Origin of the sequence: Cryptosporangium sp. NPDC048952 (assembly GCF_043197895.1) — a bacterium.
Classification (GTDB): domain Bacteria; phylum Actinomycetota; class Actinomycetes; order Mycobacteriales; family Cryptosporangiaceae; genus Cryptosporangium.
Genome location: NZ_JBICTY010000008.1, coordinates 16,832 through 42,805, shown reverse-complemented (window position 1 = coordinate 42,805; position 25,974 = coordinate 16,832). Strand labels below are relative to the sequence as shown.

The window sequence follows — 25,974 nt, the reverse complement described above, 5'->3', positions numbered from 1 at the left end:
GTCGACCGGTACATTTACCGACCAGCATTAATGGCCGAACCTCATTACATTGGGTTACTTTCCGCTTCGGAGAGTGACTGGAGGCTCATCCCTTCGGACGGAACAATCCACAGTCTCCTGATCACTGGCTAGTTTCATCAGTTGCTTGGCTATGCTCCCCTTCGACTGGTTGCGGTATACCTGCCGGCTGACGAAATCCGCTGGCAGAGGGCTGGAAATCAGGCGTTGGACCGGAAGTCGCCGGAAATCACCGGAGCCGCCCACTGTGGTGCGGCGGGAATCGGGTGCTCGGCGCGCCGACCGTGCTGCGGTCAGCGTGACGACGTGCTCGGCGCCCCTACACTTCTGGCTGTTTCTCGCGCTATCCCCGGGCGGGTGCGCGACTGACGCTAGGGAGCGTGATGGCAGTAGGCCTTCAGGAGGCGCGGTCGGACTCGCCGGCCGAACCACCCGGTCCTGCCTCCGCCCGCTTTTCGACGCTTCCGCCGCGGAAGCCGAAGGCGCCCCCGTGGGCCAAGGCCTGCATCGCGTTGGGTGCGGTGCTGCTCGTGCTCGCCGCTGGGACGCTGACCGCGGCCTACGGCGTCACGTACCGCTACGAGAGCAAGCTGAAGCGCACCGACATCCTCGGTGACCTCTCGGACAAGCAGTCCACATACACCGAGGGCCCGCTCAACTTCCTGATCCTCGGGTCGGACGACCGCAAGAACGACCCGAGCTTCGCCGCCAGCGAGGGCCTGCGCTCGGACACGATCATGCTCGCCCACGTCGACAAGACGCTGACCAAGACGTACATCGTCTCGATTCCGCGGGACAGCTACGTCGACATCCCCGCTTCCGACGACGGCAAGTGGCAGGGCGGCAAGGACAAGATCAACGCGGCCTACAACTTCGGCGGCCCGGCGCTGACCGCGAAGACGGTCCAGCAGCTCACCAACGTCACGCTGAACGGCGCGTTCATCCTCGACTTCAGCAGCGTCCGGAAGCTCGTGTCGATCGTCGGGGGCGTCACCGTCTGCATCCCCTTCTCGATGAGCTCGATCCACACCGAGCGGAAGTGGAAGAAAGGGTGCAACTTCCTCACCCCTGACGCCTCGCAGGACTTCATGCGGCAGCGCAAGACGGTTCCCGGCGGCGACTTCGGCCGAATGCAGAATCAGCAGCGCGTCATCCTCGCGGTCGCGAAGAAGATGACCTCCCGGGGCGTCATCACCGACCCGAAGAAGCTCGACAAGCTGCTCTCCACGGTCGCCGAGTCGGTCACCGTCGACGAGAACCTGAACCTGCCCGACCTCGCGCTGGGTCTGAAGAACGTGCGGCCCGACAACCTGCGTTGCACCACGCTGCCGTTCCTCACCGACGATCTGCAGACGCCGGCGGGTAGCTCGGTCGAGCTCGACCCGGTCAAGGGTGAAGAGCTGTATGCAGCGATGCGGGACGACACGATGGACGCCTATATGGCGGCCAATCCACCGTCGAACACGGGACAGGCCGGGGCGTGTTCGTAGCTCCGGAAAAACGGGGTTCGGGAGTATAACCCTGGGGTACAAGCCCTCCGCTGGGCCGCGCCGCCGCACCCAATTCAGGCCCCCAACGGCCCGACCCCAGCGGAAAGGGGTTGGGTCGTATGACGACCGATCTTGCAGCCACGCTCGACGTCAATGCGATCGACTACACGATCCTCGGGATCTATTTCGCAATCGTCATCGCGATCGGTCTGCTCGCTCGGCGGGCGGTGGCGACCAGTGAGGACTTCTTCCTCTCGGGGCGCGCGCTACCGGCCTGGGTGACGGGGTTGGCGTTCGTCGCCGCGAACCTCGGTGCGCTGGAAATTCTCGGCATGGCCGCCAACGGCGCCGAGTACGGCATCTCCACGGTGCACTTCTACTGGATCGGCGCCGTGCCGGCGATGATCTTCCTCGGCCTGGTGCTGATGCCGTTCTACTACAGCACGCGGGTGCACAGCGTGCCGGAGTACCTCCGGCGGAGGTTCAACGCGCCGACGCACGCATTCAACGCGCTGTCGTTCGCGGTGGCTTCGGTGCTCACCGCCGGCGTCAACCTGTACGCGCTCGGCCTGATCATCCAGAGCCTGCTCGGCTGGCCGCTGTGGATCGCGATCCTCGTCTCCGCGGGGTTCGTTCTGATCTACATCACGCTCGGCGGCCTCTCCGGTGCGATCTACACCGAGGTACTGCAGTTCTTCGTCATCCTCGCCGGCCTGATCCCGCTGGTCGTCGTCGGCCTCTCGTCGGTCGGCGGCTGGGGCGGTCTGAAGGACAAGGTCAGCGAGAACACCGACCTCGGCAGCGCGGCGTTCAGCCAGTGGGGCGGCACGGCGGTCGGCAACGCCACGAACCCGCTGGGCGACTGGATCGGCATCATCTTCGGCCTGGGCTTCGTGCTGTCGTTCGGGTACTGGACGACGAACTTCGCGGAGGTGCAGCGCGCGCTCAGCGCCAAGGACCTGTCCGCGGCCCAGCGCACACCGCTGATCGGTGCGTTCCCGAAGATCTTCATCCCCGCGCTGACGATCATCCCGGGCCTGGTGGCGCTGGTGATCATTCCGCAGCTCGGCAAGGAGGGTGGGCCCACCTACAACGACGCCATCCCGGAGCTGATGGCGAAGTTTCTGCCCAACGGCGTCCTGGGGATCGCGCTGACCGGTCTGCTGGCCGCGTTCATGGCCGGTATGGCGGCCAACGTCAGCTCGTTCAACACGGTCTTCACTTACGACCTGTGGCGGCCGTACGTCGCGAAGAACCGGCCCGACCGGTACTACCTGCAGGTCGGCCGCATCATCACGGTGATCGGCATCGTGATCGGCATCGGTACCGCGTTCATCGCCGCCGGCTTCGAGAACATCATGAACTACGTCCAGGCGTTGTTCTCGTTCTTCAACGCCCCGCTGTTCGCGACGTTCATCGTCGGTGTGTTCTGGAAGCGGATGACCGCGTGGGCCGGTTTCTGGGGTCTGGTCTCCGGTACCGCCGCAGCGGTGTTCGCCTACCTGAGCCTGAACAACAAGCTCGGTATCCCGGAGATCGTTTTCATCGAGTCGACCCAGAGCCGGAACTTCTGGGGTGCGATCGCGGCGTTCGTCGTCGACGTCGTGGTGACGGTGATCGTCACGATGCTCACCAAGCCGAAGCCGCTCGACGAGGTGAAGGGTCTGGTGTGGGGCGTGCCCGACCCGGACAACCCGGATGCGGCGGACGCGCAGCACGTCCGCAGCTGGTGGGAGTCGCCGAAGGTGCTCGGTTTCACCGCGCTCGGCATCACCGCCGTCCTGTCGATCATTTTCCTCTGAGTCAGGAGGCGATACGTCATGTCCGAATCCGACGACGAGGTGCACGCCAAATCGGCTTCTCGCGGTCTGTTCGACCTGCGGTGGTTGATCGCGGGCCTGTTCCTGCTCTACGGCGTCGTGTTGATCCTGCTGGGGATCTTCGACTCCGACGCCGAAATCCAGAAGGCCGACGGGATCCGGATCAACCTGTGGACCGGCCTCGGAATGTTCGTGCTCGGCGCCCTCTTCGCGCTGTGGTCGTGGCTGCGGCCGCTCCGCCCGGACGCACCGGCGTCCGCGTCGTCGCAGGCTGACGACAAGTCGTAAGACAGGCGAAGGGGCGGCCCGGATGGGGCCGCCCCTTCGTGCGTCAAGACGTCTGACGTCTTACGCGTTGAACGCGTGCAGCGTCCACTCGTCGAACCGGCGCGCGGCTGACGCGAAGCCGGTGCGGATCATGTTGACCGTAAGTCGGCCGGGGGCCAACAGGACGGGCATCTAACTCTCCCCTGCGGGGTCGACATCAGTTTTACCGGACACCGTCGAGTCTACTTGATCGATCCAGTCGCTGAATGGGTACATGCCGTGTACCGAGTCACAGCGGCCTATCCTTGGGCGGTTGGGCAAGGCGCAGTGAACCCGCGAGCGGGAGGTGACGGCATGGTCAACAGTGAAATCCGGCCCACAGAGGTACACCCTTCTGATCGGCAGCGATCGCGGCCGATGGCTCGAGCGTTGGCCGCACCGGTCCGAACGCTCGGCAAGGTACTACCCCGCCCGCTCCACGGGCCCACGACGGCGGCCGACCCGCACCCGTCGCGCGCACCCGGCTCCGCGATCGTCGACTGCGGCCTGTACATCGACGGTGAGCGCAAGGCCGGCCGAATGGACTACGTCGCTGCCCTCGAGTCCGCGAAGCGCAACGACAACGCGTTCGTCTGGCTCGGCCTGCACGACGTCACCGCGGACGAGTTCGCCGACGTCGCGAAGACGTTCGGTCTGCACGAACTCGCCGTCGAGGACACCATCGTCGCGTTCGCCCGGCCGAAGGTGGAGCGGTATGCCGACGTCACGTTCGTCGTCATCAAGACCGCGCGGTACATCCGCAGCGGCGAGCTCACCGCCACCAGCGAGGTCGTCGAGACCGGCGACGTCATGCTGTTCCTCGGCGAGCGGTTCGCGGTCACCGTGCGGCACGGCGACGCCTGCCGTCTGCGTGGTGTGCGGGCGAACCTCGAGCAGCGTCCCGACCTGGTCCGGCAGGGGCCGTGGGCGGTGTTCCACGCCGTGGTCGACCAGATCGTCGACCGGTACGTCGAGGTCGTCGACGCGATCGAGGACGACATCGACGAGATGGAAGCCAGCGTCTTCGACAGCTCGAACGTCGACATCCCGCGGATCTACCGGCTCAAGCGCGAGGTCGTGGAGCTCAAGCGGGCCGTGCTGCCACTGGCGCGGCCGCTGGAGAGCCTGGTGAGCGGTGCGGTGCTCAGCGTGCCGCAGGAGATCCGCCGGTACATCCGGGACGTCGCCGACCACCACAGCCGCGTCGTCGACCAGATCGCGAGCTTCGACGACCTGCTGAACTCGATCTTGCAGGCGAGCCTGGCGCAGGCCGGTATCCAGCAGAACAACGACATGCGGAAGATTTCGGCGTACGCGGCGATCGGCATCGTGCCGACTGCCGTCGCCGGCGTGTACGGCATGAATTTCGAGTACATGCCGGAGCTGACCTGGCGGTTCGGCTATCCGCTCGTGCTGTTCATCATTTTTCTGCTGATGGCAGGGCTCTATCGATTGTTCAAGAAATCCGAGTGGCTCTGAACGAGTCGCTCCGAACGGCGAGGGGCCCGCGACCGATCGGTCGCGGGCCCCTCGCCGTTCGAGCAAGCACTCAGCTGCGAGTGCTGTCAGCCGCCGACGTAGTGGTGTCGGTCGTCGTGGTGTCGGCCGTTGCCGGGTCGGTGGTCACCTTCACCGTGGTACGGGTGTCCGGCTCGACCAGGTCGTACTCCTCCCACTCCGGGCGGCGGTTGCGCCGCGCGGCGAGGGCCACACCGGCACCGACCGCGGTACCGGCCGCGAGCGCGCCCAGCATCCACGGCCACCGCCGACGCCGCTGACCACGCAGCGCCAGAGCGGTCTCACGAGCCCGCTTCGCGGCCTCCTTGCGCTGGCCGCGAGTCTGCTTCTCGAACTTCTTCGCAGACTTCTTGACCTGCTTCTTGGACGTCGTCTGCGCCTCCACTGCGGCCGCGACCAGCGGCGCGAGCGCGACCAGAACCTGGTCGACCTTCGGCTTCACCGCGGTGACGGCCGTGTCGCGGGCCGATTCCACCCGCGGGCCGACCGTCTCCCGGGCTGTGCCGAGCGCGGACTCGAGCTTCGGAGCGACTGCCACCCGTGCGGCTTCCACCTTCGGGGCGACGGCTACCCGCGCGGCGTCGACCTTCGGCCCGAGCGCGTCCCGCGCGCTGCCGACCGCCGGCTTGACCGCGTCCCGTGCCGCCCCGGCGGTCGCCACAGCGGCGTTGCGAAGGTGCTCGACCCCCGCCCCGACCTCTGCACCGATCTCCTTGGCCTTGGCCGACGCCTGGTCCAGCGTCGAGGCCTTCTTGCGACGGAACACCATCTTGCCCCTCCTGTGTGGGTATCGATGTCCCCATCCTGCACGTCGGTCCAAGCTCGTACCAGCGTGGCAGGATAGGCCCTACACGATAGAGAGGAACTACCCCGTGGCCGACGATCTTTACGCCACTCTGCACACGAATTTCGGGCCGATCACGATCAAGCTGTTCCCGAACCACGCGCCGGAGACCGTGCGCAACTTCGTGGGCCTGGCAGAAGGCAGCAAGAACTGGACGCATCCGCGCACCGGTGAGAGTGGCCAGCGGAAGCTGTACGACGGCACGATCTTCCACCGGGTCATCGACGGGTTCATGATCCAGGGTGGTGACCCGCTCGGTACCGGCACCGGTGGCCCGGGTTACCAGTTCAAGGACGAGTTCCACCCTGACCTCGTGTTCAACAAGCCCTACCTGCTCGCGATGGCGAACGCCGGGCCGGGCACGAACGGCTCGCAGTTCTTCATCACGGTGGCGCAGACGCCGCACCTCAACCGGAAGCACACCATCTTCGGTGAGGTCGTCGACGCCGAGAGCCAGAAGGTCGTCGACGCGATCGCGCAGGCACCGACTGGTCGCGGTGACCGTCCGGTACAGGACGCCGTGATCGAGAGCGTCACGATCGAGCAGCGCTGATCTGACGTAGGGCCGCGCCCGGGAACTTGTTTCCCGGGCGCGCCGTTCGGCGTGTCAAAGGCGATGCAGAGGATGGGCAGTGACCGAGGAGACCTCGCAGACCACCGCCACGCCGGTGTGTTATCGGCACCCGGACCGCGGTACGTACGTGACGTGCGTCCGATGCGACCGGCCGATCTGCCCGGATTGCATGCAGCCGGCCTCGGTCGGATTCCAGTGCCCGGAATGCGTCCGTGAGGGACGCAAGACGACGATCCCCGCGCGGACGGTCTTCGGCGGAAGCCTCTCGGGTGAGCAGGGAACGGTCACCCGCGCGCTGATCGGCATCAACATCGCCGCCTGGGTGCTCACGGTGGCTGCGGCCGTGCTCACCAACGAGATCTCGATCCGCCAGCTCGGCCGATTCGTCATCTTCGGCGCGGTCACCGGCGTGACCGAGTGGGGTGCTGCGGTCCCCGCCTACGGTGGCGGCTTCATCGAAGTCCAGGGCGGCATCGCCGCGGGTGAGTTCTGGCGGCTGCTGACCGCCGACTTCCTCCACTACGGGCTGATCCACCTGGCCTTCAACATGTACGCCCTCTGGATACTCGGGCGCGAGTGCGAACGCCTGCTGGGCCGGGGACGCTTCCTGGTGCTCTATCTGTTCGCCGGAGTCGGCGGCTCGGTGGCCGTCTACCTGTTCTCGCCGTTGAACGACGCCTCGGCCGGCGCCTCGGCGTCGATCTTCGGTCTGCTCGGCGCGATGTTCTTCTTCCTGCGCCGGCTGCGCGCCGACCCGCGCGGCTTGGTGTTCCTGATCATCCTGAACTTCAGCCTGGGCTTCGTGGTCGCCAACATCAGCATCTGGGGACACATCGGCGGCTTCGTCGTCGGTGCCGCAGTGGGTGCGCTGATGGCCTACCTGCCGGCCGGGCCCCATCGCGCCCGGCTCCAGTGGATCGCGCTGGGCGGTGTGGCGGTGGCACTGGTAGTCCTCATCGCGATCCGGACAGCGTCGTTCGGCGTGTTGCTCTAACGACCCGTCCGCAGCGTCGTCAGCTCCTCGGCCACCTCGACCGGGTGCGCGCCCAGCTCGTAACGGCTCAGGAAGTACAGGTCGTCGTCGACGTCGATCTCGAGCATCGTCGACCTGCCCAGCAGCCGACGCCGCTCGTCGACCCGGATCCGCTCGATGACGGACCACGGGTAGCGATGCCGTCCCCTGAGCCCGGACCGGACCGTGACGCCCTCGTCGTCGGCCGCCAGGCGCACGGGCACCAGCAGATCACGGAGACCGGACAGGGCCATCGCACCCGCGACCAACAGGCCGAGGACCGCTCCGACGAGATCACGGGCGATCGTCACCGTCGCGACGACCAGCACGGCGGACACGACGAGCTTCGCGGACGGTACCGCGACGGGGACGCGCCACTGCCGAAGCATTTCGGAGTTATCCACAGGCCGACGCGCCCGTTGACCGCAATGCGCCGAAGTTATCCACAATATCCACAGGTAAGAGACCCGTTCAGGGGACTACCTGTGGATGACGGGGACCTCAGCGCCACTGGGTGAAGACGCCCAGGCTCGCCACCAGCATGCTGAAACCGATGGCCAGGTTCCAGGCGGACAGCTCGGCGATGGGGTACTCGCCCTGGGTCATGTAGTAGGTCACCAGCCACGCGATCCCGGCGACGATGAGCCCGACGGCCACACCGGGTACCCACCGCGGGCTAGGTTTCGCCCGCTTTGCGGTGGTTGCAGCGCTCGGCCGGACGTCGGCCGGTGCCTTGTAGACCTTCTTCTGACGTACGCGTGACTTCGGCACGGGTTTCTCCTGATACGGGGTTCCCGGGTTAGCGTAGTCGTCGAAGGCTCTCGACGAGGAGGCGATGTGGCGGCGATCCGGCGCTCGCGTTCTCCGCGTCACCGGGCGAGTCGGCCTTCCGCAGGCTCGACGCGCCACGCGCTGGGCTGGCGAATCGCTCTTCCCGTCGTATTGCTGCTGGCAGGAGTACTTTTCGCCACCAGCGCCGAAACCTCTCAAGGCTCCGATCTGCGTGGCGGACGCCGCGATCAACTCGCAGAGTTGATTCGACGCGGTAACACTGAGGTCGCAACATCTGAACGCCGCGCCGCTGATTTGCGTCGTTCAGTTGATGAGGCAACGCGCTCCCACACACGCACCGACGCCCGCCTGAAAGGCCCGCAGGGGGAAGTCGACGCACTAACCGGGCCCGCAGGACTCGGAAAGGTTCGCGGACCGTCGCTCACGGTCAAGCTCGACGACGCGCCGCGTCGGCCGGGCGGGATACTCCCGCCCGGCGCCAACGCGGACGACGTGGTCGTGCACCAACAGGATGTGCAGGCGGTGGTGAACGCACTATGGGCGGGTGGCGCGGAAGCTATGACGATCATGGGGATCCGCGTGATCTCCACCAGCGCCGTGCGGTGCGTGGGCAACACCCTTCTGCTCCACGGGAGAACGTTCTCGCCGGCGTTCGTGATAACCGCGATTGGCAACGTCTCGTCGATGCGGGGCGCCCTAGACACGTCGCCAGGGGTGTCGCTGTTCCGCCAAGCGGCGTCCGCGTGGAACCTGGGATACACAGTCGGAGACCCGCAGGTCGTAACGCTGCCGGCGTACGACGGGCCGACGGGGCTGACGCACGCCACGAGCCCGAGTCGCTGATCCGCAGCTCGATCCGCACCTTCGGCGAGGTCCTGATCACCCTGGGCCTCGTCGTGCTGATGTTCGCCGCCTATGAGGTCTACGGCAAGGCGTACCAGGTCAACGCCGACCAGGACCGGCTGAACGCCCAGCTCGACCAGCAGTGGGCCGCCGGGCCGACGCCGGGCAACTCCGCGGCGCCCACGGAGGCGCTGCCGGGCCAGGCCGTCGCCCGCCTCTACATCCCCAAGCTCGACAAGAAGTGGGTGGTCGTCGAGGGCGTCGACCCCGACGACATCAAGCTCGCGCCCGGGCACTACCCGGACAGCCAGATGCCGAACGAAGTCGGCAACTTCGCCATCGCGGGCCACCGCATGCCGTCGATCTTCTGGGACCTGGACAAGCTCAAGAACGGCGACACGATCGTCCTCGAGACCCAAACCGACTGGTACGTGTACTCGGTCAAGAAGAACTTCATCACGCTGCCGACGCAGGTCTCGGTCGTGAGCTCCAACCCGGTGAACCCCGGGCAGAAAGCCACCGCCAAGATGCTCACGCTGACGACGTGCAACCCGAAGTGGGACAACTACGAGCGGCTGATCATCTGGGCCGAGCAGACCAAGACCCAGCCCCACACCGCCGGAAAGCCCCCCGAGGTTCAGTAGACGTGTACGGATGGATCTGGGACCACCTGCCCGGCAACGCCGCGCTCAAGTCGCTGTGCGCGCTGATCCTGCTCGGCGTCGTGGGCTGGGCGCTCTGGTTCAAGGTGTTCCCGTGGGCGGAGCCGTTGCTGCCCTTCGGGGACGTCACCGTGGACGGCACGGGCCAGACCGTCGACGAGAACAACCCGACCGCTCCAGCAACTGCGCCCACGAAAACGGGAGCGCCGACCACTGCGGGTGGATGACACAATCGTGGCGTGAGCCCACGGATCCTGGTAGTCGACAACTACGACTCGTTCGTCTACAACCTGGTGCAGTACCTGGGCCAACTCGGTGCCGAGTGCGTCGTCCGACGTAACGACGCGGTGCAGCCGGCGGAGGTGCTCGACGGCGACGTCGACGGCGCCCCGGTCGACGGGGTGCTGCTCTCACCGGGCCCCGGCGCGCCGGAGGACGCCGGCGTCTGCATCCAGATGGTCGAGAAGCTCGGCGGTCAGGTGCCGCTGTTCGGCGTCTGCCTGGGGCACCAGGCGATCGGCGTGGCCTACGGCGCCACCGTCAACCGGGCGCCCGAGCTGCTGCACGGCAAGACCAGCGAGGTGCACCACGCCGACGTCGGCGTGCTGGCCGGTCTACCCGACCCGTTCACCGCGACGCGCTACCACTCGCTCGCGGTCGTCGAGGACACGCTGCCGGCCGAGATCGAGACCACCGGGCGCACGCCGTCCGGCGTCGTGATGGCGATGCGCCACCGCGAGCTTCAGATCGAGGGCGTCCAGTTCCACCCCGAGTCGGTGCTCACGCAAGGGGGGCACCGCATGCTCGCCAACTGGCTGGGCGCGTGTGGCGACGCCGGCGCCGTCGACCGCTCGACGGCGCTCGTCGACCAGGTCGAGCAGCGTCGCCTCGCCGCGTATGCGTAACGAGCGGTCCTGAGAAGGCCGTAGAGACGCGAAAGGGCCCGACTGCAGGTGCAGTCGGGCCCTTTGGGGTGCTAGCGCGTCAGTGAGTTGGTTCCGATCCGCGGGGTCGGTCCCGTCGACGCCGTTGCTCCAGTGCTCTCGGTCGGCTCCGTGGGCTCGCTCGGCTCGTCGTCGTCACTCGGCGACGGGTTCTCCGGGTCCGGGGACTCGGAGGCCTCCGGGCCGGTGGACACCTGGAGCGTGACCGTGGTGCCGCGACTCTGGCGCGTGTTCTGGGCCACGGACTGCGAGATCACGGTGTTGGCCGGCTTGTCGGACGCCACGTCGTTGCGCGCCGCCTTGAGGCCCGCGTTCTCGAGCTTCTTCTTGGCGTCGTTGTAGGTCAGCCCCGCGACGTCGGGCACCAGCGCGAGGTTGGCCTTCGAGATGTAGACCGTCACCGTGCCGTTCTCCGGCAGCTTCTTCCCGGCGGCCGGGTTCTGCCTGGTGACCTTGCCCTCGGGCAGGTCGCTCTCCTCGTCGTCCTCGATCTTGTACTGGAGCTTGGCCTGCTCCAGACGTTGTTTGGCGCCGTCCTCGTCGAGGCCCTTCAGGTCGGGCACGTCGACCTCGCCGGGGCCGCCGCCGATCGAGATCTCGACGGTGTCGCCCTGCTTCGCGGTCTCGCCGGCGGCCGGGTTCTGCTCGACGACCTTGCCCTTCTGACCGACGTCGCTCGGCACGGTGCGGGGCGAGACCTTCAGACCCTGGCCCTGGAGTTCCCGCGTCGCCGAGACCTGGTTCGCTCCCACGACGTCGGAGACCGTGACGTCCGTGCCGCCGCCGCCCCCGAGCTTGCTGGCGGCGAACGCGACCACGGCGATCAGCGCGACCACCGCGAGGATCCCGACCGCGACGGTGGCGCCGCGTCGCCTTCCCGCACCGTTGCCAACGGCGGTGCCGACCGACGTCGAGTACCCGCCGGCGCTCGGGACGACGCGGGTCGCTCCGCCGCCTCCCAGCACCGCGGTGCGCTCGTTGCCCGCCGGGATCGGCCCGGCCGCGACCGGACGACCGGCTGCGGCGCGCAGCAGGTCGGCCCGCATCTCACCGGCGCTCTGGTACCGCTGAGCGGGGTTCTTCGCCATCGACTTGAGCACGATCGAGTCGATCACCGCGCTGACCTCGGGGTTCCGCTGGCTCGGCGGAATCGGGTCTTCGCGGACATGCTGATAGGCCACCGAAACCGGGTTGTCACCGGTGAACGGCGGCTCGCCGACCATCAGCTCGTACAGCAGGCAGCCGGTCGAGTAGACGTCCGACCGCGCATCGACGGTCTCGCCGCGTGCCTGTTCCGGCGAGAGGTACTGGGCGGTGCCGATCACGGCTGACGTCGCGGTCATCTGCGACGACGCGCTGGTGATGGCCCTGGCGATGCCGAAGTCCATCACCTTGACCGCGCCCTGCGGCGTCAGCATCACGTTTCCGGGCTTGATGTCCCGGTGGATGATGCCGTGCCGGTGGCTGAAGTCCAGTGCGGCGCAGACGTCGGCGACGATCTCCAGCGCACGCTGGGGCACCAGCCGCCCCTCGGCGGTCAGCACCTCCTTGAGCGTGTGGCCTTCGACGTACTCCATGACGATGTACGGCACCGCCACGCCGTCCCGGCTGGAGTGGTCCTCGCCGGTGTCGTAGACCGACACGATCGCCGGGTGGTTGAGCGCCGCCGCGTTCTGGGCCTCGCGGCGGAACCGCGCTTGGAAGCCGGGGTCACGGGCAAGGTCGGACCGCAGGACCTTGATCGCCACGTCCCGGCCGAGCCGGTGGTCGCGGCCCATGTGGACCTCGGCCATACCGCCGTAGCCCAGCACATGGCCGATCTCGTACCTGCCGCCAAACAGGCGGGCCTCGGTCATCGCCTCGTCCTCGGTATCGCGGGCCCGCGTGGACCCTCGGTGCGGATCATCGGTTCGCTCGCTGTTCGATGATCGACTTCATGATCGTCCCGGCGATGGCCGCGGACGAACTGCTGGACGTGCCGGCGTTCTCCAGTACCACCGCGACCGCGGCCACCGGCTGTCCGTCGACGATCGCATAACCGATGAACCACGCGTGGTCCTGGCGCTCGTCGCCGTCCTCGGCCGTACCGGTCTTACCACCGACATCGGCCCCGTCGATCTGGGCGCGCTGTCCGGTGCCGTTTTCGACGACCGCCCGCATCATCTTCTGGACTTCGGCGGCGTTCGAGTCGTTCAGCGGAGCGGAGAGCTCCCGCTGTCGGGTCGTCGAGAGCGTCGTGTAGTCGGCGGCCTCGACTTTCTTGACCAGATACGGCGTCATCAGCTTGCCGTTGTTGGCGACGGCCGCGGCGATCATCGCGCCCTGCAGCGGCGTCATCCGGACGTCACGCTGGCCGATGCTGGACTGGGCCACCGCGGGGTCGTCCGGCATGTCGCCGGTCTGGCTGGCCACGACGTCGAGCGGAACCTGTAGGTCCGCGTCCCCGAAGCCGAACTCCTTGGCCTTGGCCTTGATCTTCTCCGCTTTGAGCTTCTCGACGCCGAGCTTGGCGAACACCGTGTTGCAGGACTCCTGGAGCGCGAACTCCAGCGTCACCTGGACGCCGTTGCCGCACTGCTCACCGTGGAAGTTCTCGATGTACTTCGTGGTCTGCGGCGCGGTGTACTGGTTCGGCGCGTCGACCTGCGTGTCGGCCGTGTAGCCCTCTTCGGTGAGGGCCGACGCCATGACGACCTTGAACGTCGAGCCCGGCGGGTAGGTCTGGCGGAGCGCCCGGTTGAGCAGCGGCTTGTTGACGCTGTCTCCGTTGAGCTTCTTCCAGGCGTCCTTCTGCGGCTGGTCGGTGTGTGCCGCGAAGGGGTTCGGGTCGTATGCCGGGTTGGAGACCAGCGACAGGATCTCGCCGGTCTTCGGGTCCAGCGCGATCGCCGAGCCCTTCTCGCCTTCCAGGGCGTCCGCGGTGGCCGCTTGGACTTCCTTGTCGAGCGTCAGGATGACGTTCGCGCCCTTGCTCTTCTTGCCGGTGATCATGTCGGTGATCCGCCGGACGAACAGCTTGTCGGACTCGCCGGAGAGGTCTTCGTTCTCGGCGGCTTCCAGGTCGCTGTTGCCGTAGATCATCGACTGGTACCCGGTGACGTGCGAGTACAGCTCGCCCTGCGGGTACTTGCGCTGGTATTTGTAGCGCCCGTCGGTCTCGACGGACTCGGCGATCGCCTGGTCCTCCACCATTATCAGCCCGCGTGGGCGCTCGTAGCTGGAGATCCGGACCCGCTCGTTCAGATCGCTGGTGCGGTAGTCGTCACCTTTGACCACCTGGACGTAGTTCAGGTTGACGAAGAGCAGTGCGAACAGCACGAAAACCGCGACCGCTACACGTCGAAGCGGAGCGTTCACAGCTTGACCACCTCAGTCGGCGCGTCCCGCAGCTGGAGCGGCGGAGCCTTCACCTTGGCCGGACGCCGACCTGCGTCCGAGATCCGGATCAGCAGGGCCACGATCAGCCAGTTGGCGACCAGCGACGAACCTCCGTACGCCAGGAACGGCGTCGTCAGACCGGTCAGCGGGATCAACTTCGTCACGCCGCCCACGATGACGAACGTCTGCAAGGTGATCGAGAACGCCAGACCACCGGCGAGCAGCTTGCCGTAGGAATCCCGGACGTCGAGGCCGGCGCGGATGCCGCGGGACGCGATCAGCGCGTAGAGCATCAGCAGCGCGGTGAGGCCGAACAGCCCGATCTCCTCGCCGATCGCCGCGAACACGAAGTCGGTGCTGGCGTAGAGGCTGAGCAGGTTCGGCGAGCCCGCGCCCGGCCCGGACCCGAACAGGCCACCGCTGCCGAGCGCGAGCAGCGACTGCACGATCTGGTAGCCGGTGTTGAACGGGTCGTCGAACGGGTGCAGCCACACGTTGACGCGTAGCTGCACGCGACTGACCACCAGGAACGCCGAGTAGGCGCCGGCCATGAACAGCAGCAGGCCGATCACCAGCCAGCGCCAGCTGTTCGTGGCGACGTAGAGCATCACCAGGAACAGGCCGAAGTACAGCAGCGACGAACCGAGGTCCTTCTCGAAGACCAGGATGCCGAGGCTGACCAGCCAGGCGCCGATGATCGGCGCGTAGGCGCGGAACAGGAAGCCGGGGGTGGCCTTCAGCGTCTGGTACTTGCCGACGATCTGCAGGAAGTCGCGGTTGTCGACCAGGCTGCGCGCGAAGTACAGCAGCAGCGCGATCTTCGCGAACTCACCGGGCTGGATCTGACCGAGCCCCGGAATGATGATCCAGAGCTTCGCGCCGTTGATCTCGCTCAGCGACGACGGCAGCACCGCGGGGAGCATCACCAGCACGAGGCCGGTGAACAGCGCGATGTAGCCGAACCGCGCGAGCGAGCGGTGGTCGCGCACGAGGAAGAGCAGGGCGACGAAGCCCAGCAGCGCCACCGTCAACCAGATGTACTGCTTGAAGGCCTCGCTGCCCTCGCCGCTGAGCACGCCGGCGGCGAGCCGCTCATCGGGGGTGAGCCGGCCCAGGTCGAGACGCCGGATGAAGACGACGCTGATTCCGTTGATCGTGGCCACGGCGGGCAGGATCAGCGGGTCGGCGTACGGCGCGAGGACCCGCACGGCCATGTGCGCGCCGAAGAACAGGATCGCGATCAGGCCGGGCAGCGCGAACGCGTTGCCGCTGATCTCGCCTAGCACCGAGGCCTGCACCGCGATCGACATGCCGGTCACCACGACCAGCGAAACGATCAGCAGGAAGAGTTCGGTGTTGCGTTGGTTGTTGGCCAGCGGTCGGTCCGGCCGCCCGATCACACTGGTGAGTGCGGGGTCGGAGCCGCCGGTGGGGCGGGGAGCGGCCGAAGCCGTCACCGGGCCACCCGACAATTCTCGCCGGGCTTGTCGGTCTCACCAGCGGCAAGAACGTCTCCGGCCGGCCGGGAAGCAGAGGCGGCCGGGGCACTCGGCGACGCGGAGGCGCTGCTCGACGGCGTCGGGCTCGTGCTGGGGCTCGTGCTCTCGCTCGGGTTCGCCGAGGGCGAGGAAGAAATCGACGGGGTCACCGACGGTGTGGGTGTCGGCGTGGCATCGCCGTGACACCACGGGAGGACCTGGCCCTGCCGGAGGTTGTCCACGATCGTGTAAGCGTCCTGACGGTTTTCGGCCGGGATCGTCTGCTCCACCGACTCGCGGGCGACCTGCAGGAGGTCGTCGACGCGCAGGTCGGTGTCGGACTGCAGAGTGGAGAACTCCAGGCCGGCGAGCGAGCCGGACACGCCGCGGTATATCGCAACGTGTCCGGCATCGGTCGTTCCTACGTAGTACTGCTGCTGGGTGTAGTGCCAGGCGGCGTACCCGCCGGCAGCGAGCGCCGCCAGGGCGAGCACGGTCAGCAGTGCGGTGGTGCGGCGGCGGTGGCGACCGCCGCTCTCCTTCTCGCCGGTCTCTTCCTCGACGCCGTAGTTGTTGTCGTCGAGGGTGGGACGCGGCGGAGCCGCCAGCGCCGCCCGACCGGCCGCGGTGTCGGCAGTGGCCGACGTGGTGCGGTCGCGGGCTGCGGCACCGCCCACGACCGGGGCGTTGTCCGCCAGCCGGTCGTCGAGGATGTCGGCCACGATCACGGTGATGTTGTCCGGACCGCCGCCCCGCAGCGCCAGCTGGATCAACCGGTTGGCGACCTGCGCCGGGTCGTCGATCCGCATGGCGTCCTCGATCGTCTCCATGGAGACGACGCTGGAGAGCCCGTCACTGCACAGCAGGTAGCGGTCGCCGGGCCGGGCTTCCCGAACCGAGAACTCCGGCTCGACCTCGCGCCCGTCCAGGGCACGGGTGAGCAGCGAGCGCTGCGGGTGGGTGTTGGCCTCGTCCGCGGTGATCCGACCCTCGTCGACCAGCATCTGGACGTACGTGTCGTCGCGGGTGATCTGGTGCAACTCGTTGTTGCGCAGCACGTAGGCCCGGGAGTCGCCGACGTGCGCGAGCGCGAGCCGCGTCCCGCTGAACAACAGCGCCGTGAGCGTGGTGCCCATGCCCTCGAGGGCCGGGTTGGCGTCCACCGCGTCGCGGAGCTGTTGGTTGGCATGGCCGATCGCCCCGCGGAGCGCGTCGACCAGGTCCTGCGCGGACACGTCCTCGTCGAGCGGTTCCAATGCCCTGACGACGATGTTCGACGCCACCTCACCGGCGGCCATGCCGCCCATGCCGTCGGCGACCGCGAGCAGCCGCGGACCGGCGTAGACCGAGTCTTCATTCCCTTCCCGGATGAGACCACGGTCGGACTTTGCCGCGTAGCGCAGCGTGAGGCTCATTCGCGATCCTCGCTGAGGAGGTGCCAAAGGTGCATGCTTCGCTCGCTTCGCTGGCTCATGAGCGCAACTCGATCGACGTGCGGCCGATCCGGATCGGCGCGCCCAGGGGGACGGGGGTCGGGGCCGAGATCTTGGTTGGGCCAAGATACGTGCCGTTGGTCGACCCCAGGTCTTCGATCAGCCACTCGCCCGCACGCGGCACCAGACGTGCATGCTGCGCTGACGCATAGTCGTCGTTGAGCACCAACGTCGAGTCATCCGCACGGCCGAGGGTGATCGGTGAATCACCCAAAGTGATCCGCGTCCCGGTCAGCGCTCCTTCGGTGACGACGAGCGTGCGCGGGACACCCGCGCCGCCTCCGCCGCCACCACCGGAGCCGAAGATTCCGCGCTTCGCCCGCCCTGGCTTGCTCTGTGCTGCCGCCGGACGCCCGGCGGGTGCCAACGGCACACCGCGGGGCGTCGCGACCAGCCGGGGCTGACGGGCCCCGGTCAGGTCACGCCGGATCACTCCGACGACGGCGAACACGAACACCCAGAGCAGCGCGAGAAAGCCGAACCGGGCGACCGCGAGTACGACTTCCGGCATCAGCCATCCAGCCGGAACGTGAGCGACGTCGTTCCGAGCTGCACGACATCGCCGTGCTGGAGCGCCGCCGCGTTGATCCGGTTCCCGTTGACCGTGGTGCCGTTGGTGGAGCTCAGGTCGGTGAGCACCACCCGGGAGCCGTCGAAGTCGACGCGGGCGTGCTGCCGGGAGATGCCGACGTCGGCCAGGCGCACCTGGGCGCCCTCGCCACGGCCGATCACGGTCGAGCCGATCACGATCGTGAACTGCCGGCCGTCGGACGTGATCAGCCGGGCCTGCCTGGCGCCGTACCCGCCCTGCGGACCGGGCGGGCCGCTGACCGGGTTGCCGTATCCGGGCGGACCACTGACCGGGTTGCCATACCCGGGCGGGCCGCTGACCGGCGGCAGACCGCCGCCCTGCGGGGGCATGTTGTACCCCTGCGGCGGCGGATTCTGGTACGGGTTCGGGTTGTGTGCCGGTTCGACGCCACCGGTGTAGACCTCGGCGGCAATCCGGAACATCCCCGTGTCGAGGCCATCTCCACGCTCGATCTCGACGATGACGTCGCCGTACACCGTCCAGCCCTGTTCACCGATGTACTCGGCCTGGGCCTGGGCGAGCTCCTGCGCCAGCGGGGCCGCGTACTGGGCCAGCCGGTCGTGGTCGCTCGGACTGAGATCGATGATGTAGCGGTTGGGAACCAGTGTGCGCCCACCGCCCAAGATGGACTTGTGCGCATCCGCCTCGCGCTGCATCGCGCTAGCGATCTCCACGGGATGCACGACTCCCTTGAAGACCTTGGCGAACGCCCCCTCGACGAGGTTCTCCAACCTCTTCTCGAAGCGCTGCAGAACGCCCACCGGTTCCTCCTGTCCTCGGTTCGGCATGATCGTATCGGCCGCCGCGAACCCCCGAGAGGGGAGCATCCGGCACGTGTTAGAGTTCCCAAGTCTTCAGCCGGGCAAGTGGCGGAATGGCAGACGCGCACGGTTCAGGTCCGTGTGTCCGAAAGGACGTGGGGGTTCAACTCCCCCCTTGCCCACCAGAATCAACTCCGGCCTCGCCGGCCCAACAGGGCCAGGCGGGGCCGAATTCGTTTTGGTAGGCACCTGTTCCGCGAGCGTCCGTGATCCGACACCAGAGATGGCTGCCCTGGTCACCGACGGAAAGCGGCCATGGGTGACCGTGGCCACCCCGGTCGTTCCGGCGGTTCTCATAGCATCCCCTCATCGCTCGACCTCGGAGCGCGGAACGCTACTACCAGCGCCGTTCGGTGTCGAAATCGTTGCGCTCGAATCGCCCCCGCGCATCCCCTTCCAGCCCAGAAAGTGTCATCTGCGCCACACTCGGGCCGCGGTCAGGCTCGGAAGCCGTCTCGCAGGGCGGGGAGCAACTCCTTCTCCGACCAGTCGAGGAAGCCCTCCTGGTGGTCGCCGCCGATCTGCACGAACGCGAGGTGGGTGAAGCCGGCGTCGACGTACGGGCGGGCGGCCTCCACGATCGCCGCCGGGTCCGCTCCGCACGGAATCGATTCAGCAACGTCTTCCTTACGGACGAACTGGGTCGCACCCTCGAATCCTGCCGGGCCGGGCAGCTCGGCATTGACCTTCCAGCCGTTGCCGAACCAGCGGAACTGCTCGTGCGCCCTGGCGATCGCGGCGTCCCGGTCGGCGTCGAAGCAGATCGGCAGCTGACCGACCTTGGGAGCGTTCTTCTTGCCGCTCTCCCGCTCGAACTGGTCGATCAGGTCGCCGACCGGCTCCACCGCGATGAGGAAGTCCGCGTTCTCGGCGGCCAGCTCGGCCGACTGCTTGCCCGAGACCGCGATCCCGATCGGCGGCGGTGCCTCGGGGGTGTCCCAGAGCTTGGCCGAGTCGACCCGGAAGTGCTCACCGACGTAGTTGACGTACTCGCCGGTGAACAGCGCGGCAATGATGTCGACGGCCTCGCTGAGCATCTCGTGACGGATGTTCGCCGGCGGCCAACCCCGCCCGACGACGTGCTCGTTGAGGTTCTCCCCGGCGCCGAGGCCGAGCCAGAACCGACCGTCGGAGAGCAGCCCGGTCGTCGCGGCGTTCTGCGCGATCACCGCCGGGTGGTACCGGACGGTGGGGCAGGTGACGTACGTCATCAGCGGCACCCGCTCGGTGACCTGGCTGACCGCGCCGAGCACGGACCAGGCGTTCGGCGCGTGGCCCTGGGCTGCCAGCCAGGGGTTGTAGTGGTCGCTGATGACCTCGAAGTCGAAGCCGGACTCTTCGGCGCGGCGCGCGTGGCTCACCAACGCGGTCGGGCCGGCCTGTTCGCACATGAGCGTGTAACCGAAATTCACCATGGCGCGGCGTTACCCGCGCTCTGCCCCACTACGCCGACCTGCGTCGGTAGGGTCGGTCCCGATGTTGTTCACGGACGCCGAGCCGGTCTCGGACGATGCCCTGCTGGGCCTCGTCTACGAGGTGTGTCCCCGGTTCGTGCCCGGTGCGGTCCTGCACCGCAGTTCGACGTCGTTCGTGATCGCCGGCTCGGTCGACCTGCACCCGGTGGTGGCGAAGGTCCTGGCCGGCAGTTCCCCGTTCTGGCGGGAGCACTTCCTGCGTGAACTCGAGGCCTACCGGCTGTTCGAGACCGTGCCGCCGCCGGTACGCACCCCGCAGCTCCTCGCCGCCGACGCCGAGCGTGGCGTCCTGCTCCTCGAACGTGTCTTCGGGCGGCCGCTGGCGCGCGAGCGGCACCCGACCGCCTCGATCCCGCCCACCGAGCTCGCCGGAGCGCTCACCGAGTTACGGCAGCTGGGCAAGTGGCAGCCACCCGTCGGGCAGTCCTGGATCGTCAACTACACGCCGCGGATCGACCGCGCCCGGCGTCAGGGCATGTTCGACGACGTCGACCGCGCCGCGGTGGCCGAGCTGGCGCGCCGCTCGGCCGGGCACTGGGAGCTGGCCCACGGCGACCCGGAACTGGACAACATCCTGCTCACCCGGGACGGATTCGTGTTCCTCGACTGGGCGACGGCCGGCCTCTACCTGGCCGGGTTCGACCTGGCCGCGCTGTGGGTGCTGCTCGGTGAACTGCACGGTCCGCGGCGGGCCATCGAAGACCTGGTCGACGACGGAGGACCGGCCACCGTGGCCCCGTTCCTGGTCAACCTCGCGTTGCTGCTCGGCCGGGAGCGCCGCTCGTACCAGCACCGCACCGACGACGTCGGTGTCGCCCGCCGGGCGCGCCTGACCGAAGCCTGGGCCGATGTGCGGGAACGAATTCGCCGAGTGACCAGTTGATGACTCTCTGGTTGACGGCGTTAGCTCGCTTCCGATACTTCACAACGATGAACCGCTGGTCTTTGCGTTGGGCCGCCCTGTCGGCCGCCGTGGTGCTCGTCGGCGCGGCCCTCGGCGCGCTGCTCCCGTCGACCGCCCAGGCCGCCGGCTGCTCGCCGCGGACCGGACCGGCGCAGCGTCAGCTCGAGCGGTATCTCGGGTTACCCGTCGACGGGAAGGCGAGCTACGCCGACTGCATCGCCGTCCAGAAGTTTCAGCGGCGAATGGACATCCGGCCCACTGCCGGTTACGCCGGTCCGCTCACGTCGAGCGTCGTCAGCCGGCTGAGCAACGCGTCGCTCGGGTCGTGCGGGTACTCGGCGGGCATCCGGGTCTGCGTCGACCTGACTCACCAGGTGATGTGGGTCACGCGGTCCGGCAAGCGGATCCACGGGCCGGTGCCGATCCGCACCGGCCGCGTCGGCCTGATCACGCCGACGGGTTCGTTCAAGATCCAGGACAAGAAGATCAGCACGATCTCGTCGTACTTCAAGGTCAAGCTGCCGTACTGGCAGCGCTTCTACCGCGACATGGGCTTCCACCAGACGACGACCTGGCTCTACGACCCGGGATCGCCGGGCTCGCACGGGTGCATCAACCTGCTCCCGGCCGACGCCACGGCGCTGTATGCGTACACCAAGCGCGGCACCCCGGTGCGGATCTTCGGCCGCAAAACCGGCACCTAGGGTCCACCTGGGCGCACCAGGCCGCTCTCGTAGGCGAACACGGTCGCCTGCACCCGGTCGCGGAGCCCGAGCTTGCCGAGGATTGCGTTCATGTGGGTCTTCACCGTGCTCGTGGTCACCACCAGCGCGGCCGCGATCTCCCCGTTCGACAACCCCTTGGCGACCAGACGCAGGACGTCACGCTCGCGCCGGGTGAGCTGGCTCAGCCGCGCGCCCGACCCGGGCTGGCGCGGCGGTGCGGCGAACGCCGTCGCGAGCGTGTTCACCGCGGCCGGGCTGCTGGGCACCGCGCCCTCGGCCGCGCGCAGCATGAGCTCGAGCACGGTGCTTCGCCTCGCGTCGGCGCGGAGGAAGCCGATCGCCCCGGCGCGGAGCACGGCCCGCAGCTCGGCGTCCGGAGGCCCGGACGCCAGCGCGATCAGTCGGCTCGGCCGCCCGGAGGCGTCCATCACTTCGCGGGACATCAACGCGGTCAGGTCCGGTCGACCCGGGAACCGCCCCACCAGGACGACGTCCGGCTGGGCGCGGTCGAGCAGCGCGAGCCGTTCGCGGCCGGCCACGTGATCGGTCAGTACGTCGAAGTTCGGTTCGGACTCGAGGAGACCCGCCGCCCGGTGCAGTCCCGGATCCCGATCGCCACCGACCACCGCGATCCGGGCTCGGTAGCGCTCTGCGGGCCGGGTGCGTGGCATCACCGGCGCAGCGATTGGGTCACCCCCGTCTGATCGTTTTCGCCGTCCGATGCGTACCACATTGGGAGGCCATCTGACCGTACTTCGCCCCACTATCTGGTACTTATCGGTCGTGTCGCGTTACCAACCGACGGTTCGGGCGTTGGGTTGCGTGTGGGGCGGGGAAACGGAAGCGGGCGTCGGCTGGCCGTGCTGGGTGCACTGGCCGTACCGGCGTTCCTGCTCGGCGCCGCGCTGGCCGGACCCCCGTCGAGCGAGCGGACCGTGGCGCAGGTCGAGCGGGCGCCGGGCCGTGCGGCGCTCGACGCCGGTCCGTCCGCGTCACCGGCGGTGTCCCCGGCCGGTGACAGCCGGGCACGGGACGCCTCCGCGCTGCCCGCTGCCGCACCGACGTCCCGGCGCGACGCCGCCGCGGCCGCCGGGCTGACCGTGCTGATCGTCGTCCCGGACGGGCCGTTCACCACCGACGAGCCGGTGCGCTTCGGAGTGCGGTGGTCGGACGGGAACGGTCGGTACGCCGGGTTCAGCGAGAGCTGGGGCGACGGCACGGCCGCCAGTTCGGTCGAGGTCGTGAACTGCACAGGGGAGCCCGGCCCGCACGCCGACGAGCTCATCACTTCGCACCGGTTCCCGGCCGGCCGGTTCCGCGTCCGGCTCACCGTCACGACGTCCGACTGCCGCGGACGCACCGAGGAACGCACCGCCGAGGTGACGATCTCGGTGGAGGAGCCGGCCTCTCCGGAGGAGACCAGCGAGCCGACGCCGTCCGCGGCGGCCCCGTCGGCCAGCCCGTCCGCCGAGCCGGCCGCACCCACCGACCTGCCGATTCCGCTGCCGCCGGTGGAGTCCCTGGTCGATCCGTGAACTCCGGTAACCCCTCATCCGTACCGCCGAGTCCGACCGCACCGATTCGGACACGCCGTAGGGGTCCGCGCGCGACGAGTGGATTCACCGGGGCAGACTGAAGGTGTGCCCGAGCTACCCGAGGTCGAGGCGCTCGCGGCTTACCTGCGCGAGCGCGCGGTCGGCCACGCCATCACACGGGTGGACGTCGCCGCGATCGGCGTGCTCAAGACCTACGACCCGACGCCACTCGCGCTGCACGGCGCGATGATCACCGGCGCCACCCGGCACGGCAAGTTCCTCGACCTCGACGTCGACGGGATCCACCTGGTGGCGCACCTCGCGCGAGCGGGCTGGCTGCACTACCGCGACAAGTTGCCCGCCGCGCCGCCGAAGCCGGGCCGCGGGCCGATCGCGCTCCGCGTCCACCTCGACGACGAGTCCGGCTTCGACCTGACCGAGGCCGGCACGAAGAAGAGCCTGGCCGTGTACCTGGTCCGCGACCCGAACGAGGTCCCGGGCGTCGCGCGCCTCGGCCCGGACGCGCTGGCGGTCTCCGAGGAGGAGTTCACCGAGCGCATCCGCAGCCACCGCGGCCAGATCAAGGGTGTGCTCACCGACCAGACCGTCATCGCCGGAGTGGGTAACGCCTACTCCGACGAAATTCTGCACGTCGCGAAGCTTTCGCCGTTCGCTATCTCGAGTCGTTTGAATGACGAAGAGATCACCCGGCTGTACGGTGCTCTCCGATCGGTCGAGAGCGACGCCGTCAAGCGCAGCATCGGCCAGGGTTCGGCAACGCTGAAGGCGGAGAAGCGCTCCGGGCTGCGGGTCCACGCGCGGACCGGTTTGCCGTGCCCGGTGTGTGGAGACCTCGTACGCGAGGTCTCGTTCGCCGATCGGTCGCTGCAGTACTGCCCGACGTGCCAGACGGGCGGCAAACCGCTCGCTGACCGCAGAATGTCCAAGTTGATCCGGTGAAGTCCATGCACTCAGTGATCAGTCCCACCAGTCACCGGTGTCCCTGGTTTCGCACTGGGAGAAGGAGCGCTACCGTGCTTCATCCGACGGGTGACCGGAGTGGGGAGTGGACCTTCGTGCGGTCGAGGCGACAGTCGTGACCCAGCGCGCTGAACGGACACCGGCACCTACCTCACAGCCAATCCCTAAGAAGAACGGCCGTATGCCCGACCTCGCCGCTCCACCCGCACCTTCGCCCGTTGCCCCGCCGGCGACCATCGCCCCGGCTCCGGTCGAGCCTCCCGAGGCAGTCGCGAACGCGCTGGCGCCGACGCTGGAGAGCAGCCTCGTGCTCGAGCCAGGAGGAGTGCAGCGCTCGCCCCGTACGCGGAGCGGCACCCGGCACCCGCGCTGGGCCAACCGGTACCGTTGGCTGCTGCTCCTGCTCGACTTCCTGAGCTGCTCGGCGGCCGGCTGGTTCGTCATCAATTCCTACGAGCAGGCCGGTTCGGGTTTCTTCGACCGCGACGTGCTGAACTGGACTGCGCTGGCCATCCTGCCGGCGTCCTGGGTGCTGGCGCTCTGGGTGCACGGCGCCTACGAGAGCCGCTACCTCGGCCTCGGCCCGGACGAGTTCAAGCGTGTGGTCAAGGCGATCATCACGCTCACCGCGATCGTCTGTTTCCTCGCGTTCACGCAGAAGGCCGACCTGTCGCGTCTGTCGGTGGGCACGGTCCTGCCGCTCACCGCCGTCGTGACGCTGTTCGTGCGGTTCGTGACGCGCAAGGTGCTGCACGTCGTCCGCAAGCGTGGCCGTGCGTCCCAGCGCATCCTGCTGGTCGGCACGCTCGGCGAGGCGCTGTCGGTCTACCGGATCACCACCCGGAACCCGAACGCGGGCCTGGTGCCCGTCGGTATCTGCCTCACCGAACCCACCGCCGAGGTGGCGTCGCTGCCGATCCCGGTGTTCAACGGCAAGGTGGAGCCGCTCGACCGGGTCAAGCAGGTCGGCGCCGACACGATCGCGGTCTGCGGCGCCCGCGGCGTGACGCCCGACGCGCTGCGCCGGCTCGCGTGGCAGCTGGAAGGCAGCGGCATCGAGCTCGTCGTCGCGCCCGCGCTCACCAACATCGCCGGCCCGCGCGTGCACATCCGGCCGGTCGAGGGCCTGCCGCTGCTGCACGTCGAAGAGCCGACGATCTCCGGCGTCGGCTGGCTGCTCAAGGGCCTGCTCGACCGACTGGCCGCGTTCTTCGGCCTGCTGCTGATCTCGCCGATCCTCGGCATCGCGGCGCTGGCGATCAAGATCTCCGACCCCGGTCCGGTGTTCTTCCGCCAGGCCAGGGCCGGCCGCGGCGGCGCGACGATCCGGGTCTGGAAGTTCCGGACGATGTACGTCGACGCGGAAGAACGGCTGGCCGAGCTGCTCGGCAGCAACGAGACCGACGGCCTGCTGTTCAAGATGTCGAACGACCCGCGGATCACCCGGGTCGGGCACTTCCTGCGCAAGACGTCGATCGACGAGCTGCCGCAGCTGATCAACGTGCTGCTCGGCGAGATGTCGCTGGTCGGTCCGCGTCCGCTGCCGGTGAAGAACGAGGAGTTCAACGGTGACGTCCGGCGCCGGATGCTGGTGCGGCCCGGCATCACGGGCCTGTGGCAGGTCTCGGGCAGGTCGAACCTCTCCTGGGAGGACGCGGTCCGGCTCGATCTGTACTACGTCGACAACTGGTCGCTCGCGTTCGACTTCATGATTCTGTACAAAACGCTCTTCGCGGTCATGAAGCGGGACGGGGCGTACTGACGGATCC

26 protein-coding genes and 1 tRNA gene are annotated in these 25,974 nt (G+C 68.2%); 16 read left to right on the top strand and 11 right to left on the bottom strand.

The genetic code is table 11. The annotated features are described in order from the left end of the window. The first annotated feature begins 401 nt into the window (after positions 1-401). The 4 genes from ACGFY5_RS37005 to ACGFY5_RS36990 all read left to right on the top strand — a co-directional run bounded on the left by ACGFY5_RS37005 (position 402) and on the right by ACGFY5_RS36990 (position 5,113). The gene (locus ACGFY5_RS37005) at positions 402-1,508 is read left to right on the top strand and encodes an LCP family protein (RefSeq protein WP_392727970.1); all 1,107 of its coding nucleotides are present in this window, start codon (positions 402-404) and stop codon (positions 1,506-1,508) included. A gap of 119 nt (positions 1,509-1,627) precedes the next feature. Next, a complete protein-coding gene (locus ACGFY5_RS37000) occupies positions 1,628-3,310 on the top strand; it encodes a sodium:solute symporter family protein (protein WP_392727967.1) in 1,683 nt (560 codons plus the stop codon). A gap of 18 nt (positions 3,311-3,328) precedes the next feature. Continuing rightward, complete coding sequence (locus ACGFY5_RS36995) at positions 3,329-3,616, top strand: hypothetical protein (RefSeq protein ID WP_392727965.1); 288 nt, start codon at positions 3,329-3,331, stop codon at positions 3,614-3,616. Positions 3,617-4,012: 396 nt separating this feature from the next. Beyond that, positions 4,013-5,113 (top strand): magnesium and cobalt transport protein CorA, encoded by a 1,101-nt coding sequence (locus ACGFY5_RS36990; protein WP_392727963.1) that lies wholly within the window; start codon positions 4,013-4,015, stop codon positions 5,111-5,113. A 70-nt stretch (positions 5,114-5,183) separates the two neighbouring features. On the opposite strand, the gene ACGFY5_RS36985 is transcribed toward ACGFY5_RS36990, so the two are convergent. Continuing rightward, positions 5,184-5,921: a hypothetical protein gene (locus ACGFY5_RS36985; protein ID WP_392727961.1), complete on the bottom strand. Its 738-nt coding sequence runs from the start codon at positions 5,919-5,921 to the stop codon at positions 5,184-5,186. A 103-nt stretch (positions 5,922-6,024) separates the two neighbouring features. Here ACGFY5_RS36985 and ACGFY5_RS36980 point away from each other — a divergent pair, with 103 nt between their 5' ends. Beyond that, positions 6,025-6,549 carry a peptidylprolyl isomerase gene (locus ACGFY5_RS36980; protein WP_344653183.1) on the top strand — a complete coding sequence of 175 codons (525 nt, stop codon included), beginning with the start codon at positions 6,025-6,027 and terminating at the stop codon, positions 6,547-6,549. 79 nt (positions 6,550-6,628) lie between these two features. Next, positions 6,629-7,564, top strand: a complete 936-nt coding sequence (locus ACGFY5_RS36975; protein WP_392727959.1) for a rhomboid family intramembrane serine protease — start codon at positions 6,629-6,631, stop codon at positions 7,562-7,564. Here ACGFY5_RS36975 and ACGFY5_RS36970 read toward each other — a convergent pair. Further along, the gene (locus tag ACGFY5_RS36970) at positions 7,561-7,971 is read right to left on the bottom strand and encodes a PH domain-containing protein (RefSeq protein WP_392727956.1); all 411 of its coding nucleotides are present in this window, start codon (positions 7,969-7,971) and stop codon (positions 7,561-7,563) included. The two genes, ACGFY5_RS36975 and ACGFY5_RS36970, sit on opposite strands and share 4 nt — an antisense overlap. 112 nt (positions 7,972-8,083) lie before the next feature. Further along, on the bottom strand, positions 8,084-8,353 hold the full coding sequence (locus ACGFY5_RS36965) for a cell division protein CrgA (protein ID WP_392727953.1): 270 nt from the start codon (positions 8,351-8,353) through the stop codon (positions 8,084-8,086). 66 nt (positions 8,354-8,419) lie between these two features. Between ACGFY5_RS36965 and ACGFY5_RS36960 the strand changes: the two genes are divergently transcribed. From ACGFY5_RS36960 to ACGFY5_RS36945, 4 genes are read left to right on the top strand one after another with little or no spacing between them, the layout of a single operon-like run. Next, complete coding sequence (locus ACGFY5_RS36960; RefSeq protein WP_392727951.1) at positions 8,420-9,217, top strand: DUF881 domain-containing protein; 798 nt, start codon at positions 8,420-8,422, stop codon at positions 9,215-9,217. Next, positions 9,118-9,861, top strand: a complete 744-nt coding sequence (locus ACGFY5_RS36955) for a class E sortase (protein ID WP_392727949.1) — start codon at positions 9,118-9,120, stop codon at positions 9,859-9,861. Before ACGFY5_RS36960 ends, ACGFY5_RS36955 begins: the two co-directional genes overlap by 100 nt. 2 nt (positions 9,862-9,863) lie before the next feature. After that, on the top strand, positions 9,864-10,106 hold the full coding sequence (locus tag ACGFY5_RS36950) for a hypothetical protein (protein WP_392727946.1): 243 nt from the start codon (positions 9,864-9,866) through the stop codon (positions 10,104-10,106). Between the two features lie 12 nt (positions 10,107-10,118). After that, entirely contained in the window at positions 10,119-10,784 is a 666-nt protein-coding gene (locus ACGFY5_RS36945; RefSeq protein WP_392727944.1) for an aminodeoxychorismate/anthranilate synthase component II, read from the top strand. 71 nt (positions 10,785-10,855) lie between these two features. Here ACGFY5_RS36945 and pknB read toward each other — a convergent pair whose 3' ends face one another. The 6 genes from pknB to ACGFY5_RS36915 are packed head-to-tail and all read right to left on the bottom strand — an operon-like array spanning position 10,856 to position 18,552. After that, positions 10,856-12,679, bottom strand: a complete 1,824-nt coding sequence (pknB, locus tag ACGFY5_RS36940) for a Stk1 family PASTA domain-containing Ser/Thr kinase (protein WP_392727941.1) — start codon at positions 12,677-12,679, stop codon at positions 10,856-10,858. 46 nt (positions 12,680-12,725) lie between these two features. Continuing rightward, entirely contained in the window at positions 12,726-14,180 is a 1,455-nt protein-coding gene (locus tag ACGFY5_RS36935) for a peptidoglycan D,D-transpeptidase FtsI family protein (protein ID WP_392727939.1), read from the bottom strand. Then, positions 14,177-15,658 carry an FtsW/RodA/SpoVE family cell cycle protein gene (locus ACGFY5_RS36930; RefSeq protein ID WP_392727936.1) on the bottom strand — a complete coding sequence of 494 codons (1,482 nt, stop codon included), beginning with the start codon at positions 15,656-15,658 and terminating at the stop codon, positions 14,177-14,179. Before ACGFY5_RS36930 ends, ACGFY5_RS36935 begins: the two co-directional genes overlap by 4 nt. After that, on the bottom strand, positions 15,655-17,094 hold the full coding sequence (locus ACGFY5_RS36925; protein WP_392727933.1) for a PP2C family protein-serine/threonine phosphatase: 1,440 nt from the start codon (positions 17,092-17,094) through the stop codon (positions 15,655-15,657). Before ACGFY5_RS36925 ends, ACGFY5_RS36930 begins: the two co-directional genes overlap by 4 nt. A 55-nt stretch (positions 17,095-17,149) precedes the next feature. Next, a complete protein-coding gene (locus ACGFY5_RS36920) occupies positions 17,150-17,683 on the bottom strand; it encodes an FHA domain-containing protein (RefSeq protein WP_392727931.1) in 534 nt (177 codons plus the stop codon). Then, entirely contained in the window at positions 17,683-18,552 is an 870-nt protein-coding gene (locus ACGFY5_RS36915; RefSeq protein WP_392727928.1) for an FhaA domain-containing protein, read from the bottom strand. The genes ACGFY5_RS36920 and ACGFY5_RS36915 overlap by 1 nt, the downstream gene beginning before the upstream one ends. 72 nt (positions 18,553-18,624) lie before the next feature. On the opposite strand from ACGFY5_RS36915, the gene ACGFY5_RS36910 reads away from it, so the two are divergent. After that, positions 18,625-18,710, top strand: a tRNA-Leu gene (locus tag ACGFY5_RS36910). Between the two features lie 312 nt (positions 18,711-19,022). Here ACGFY5_RS36910 and ACGFY5_RS36905 read toward each other — a convergent pair. Continuing rightward, positions 19,023-20,000: a TIGR03557 family F420-dependent LLM class oxidoreductase gene (locus ACGFY5_RS36905; protein ID WP_392727925.1), complete on the bottom strand. Its 978-nt coding sequence runs from the start codon at positions 19,998-20,000 to the stop codon at positions 19,023-19,025. A 61-nt stretch (positions 20,001-20,061) separates the two neighbouring features. On the opposite strand from ACGFY5_RS36905, the gene ACGFY5_RS36900 reads away from it, so the two are divergent. Beyond that, entirely contained in the window at positions 20,062-20,943 is an 882-nt protein-coding gene (locus ACGFY5_RS36900) for a phosphotransferase (protein ID WP_392727923.1), read from the top strand. 47 nt (positions 20,944-20,990) lie between these two features. Then, entirely contained in the window at positions 20,991-21,668 is a 678-nt protein-coding gene (locus ACGFY5_RS36895; protein WP_392727920.1) for a L,D-transpeptidase, read from the top strand. Here the strand turns inward: ACGFY5_RS36895 and ACGFY5_RS36890 are convergent. Further along, positions 21,665-22,360: a LuxR C-terminal-related transcriptional regulator gene (locus ACGFY5_RS36890; RefSeq protein WP_392729055.1), complete on the bottom strand. Its 696-nt coding sequence runs from the start codon at positions 22,358-22,360 to the stop codon at positions 21,665-21,667. The genes ACGFY5_RS36895 and ACGFY5_RS36890 overlap by 4 nt on opposite strands. A gap of 153 nt (positions 22,361-22,513) precedes the next feature. Between ACGFY5_RS36890 and ACGFY5_RS36885 the strand changes: the two genes are divergently transcribed. From ACGFY5_RS36885 to ACGFY5_RS36875, 3 genes are all read left to right on the top strand, one after another. Then, the gene (locus ACGFY5_RS36885; RefSeq protein ID WP_392727917.1) at positions 22,514-23,224 is read left to right on the top strand and encodes a hypothetical protein; all 711 of its coding nucleotides are present in this window, start codon (positions 22,514-22,516) and stop codon (positions 23,222-23,224) included. Positions 23,225-23,329: 105 nt separating this feature from the next. Continuing rightward, the gene (locus tag ACGFY5_RS36880; protein ID WP_392727915.1) at positions 23,330-24,184 is read left to right on the top strand and encodes an Fpg/Nei family DNA glycosylase; all 855 of its coding nucleotides are present in this window, start codon (positions 23,330-23,332) and stop codon (positions 24,182-24,184) included. A gap of 202 nt (positions 24,185-24,386) precedes the next feature. Further along, entirely contained in the window at positions 24,387-25,967 is a 1,581-nt protein-coding gene (locus tag ACGFY5_RS36875) for a sugar transferase (RefSeq protein WP_392727912.1), read from the top strand. Positions 25,968-25,974 lie beyond the last annotated feature (7 nt).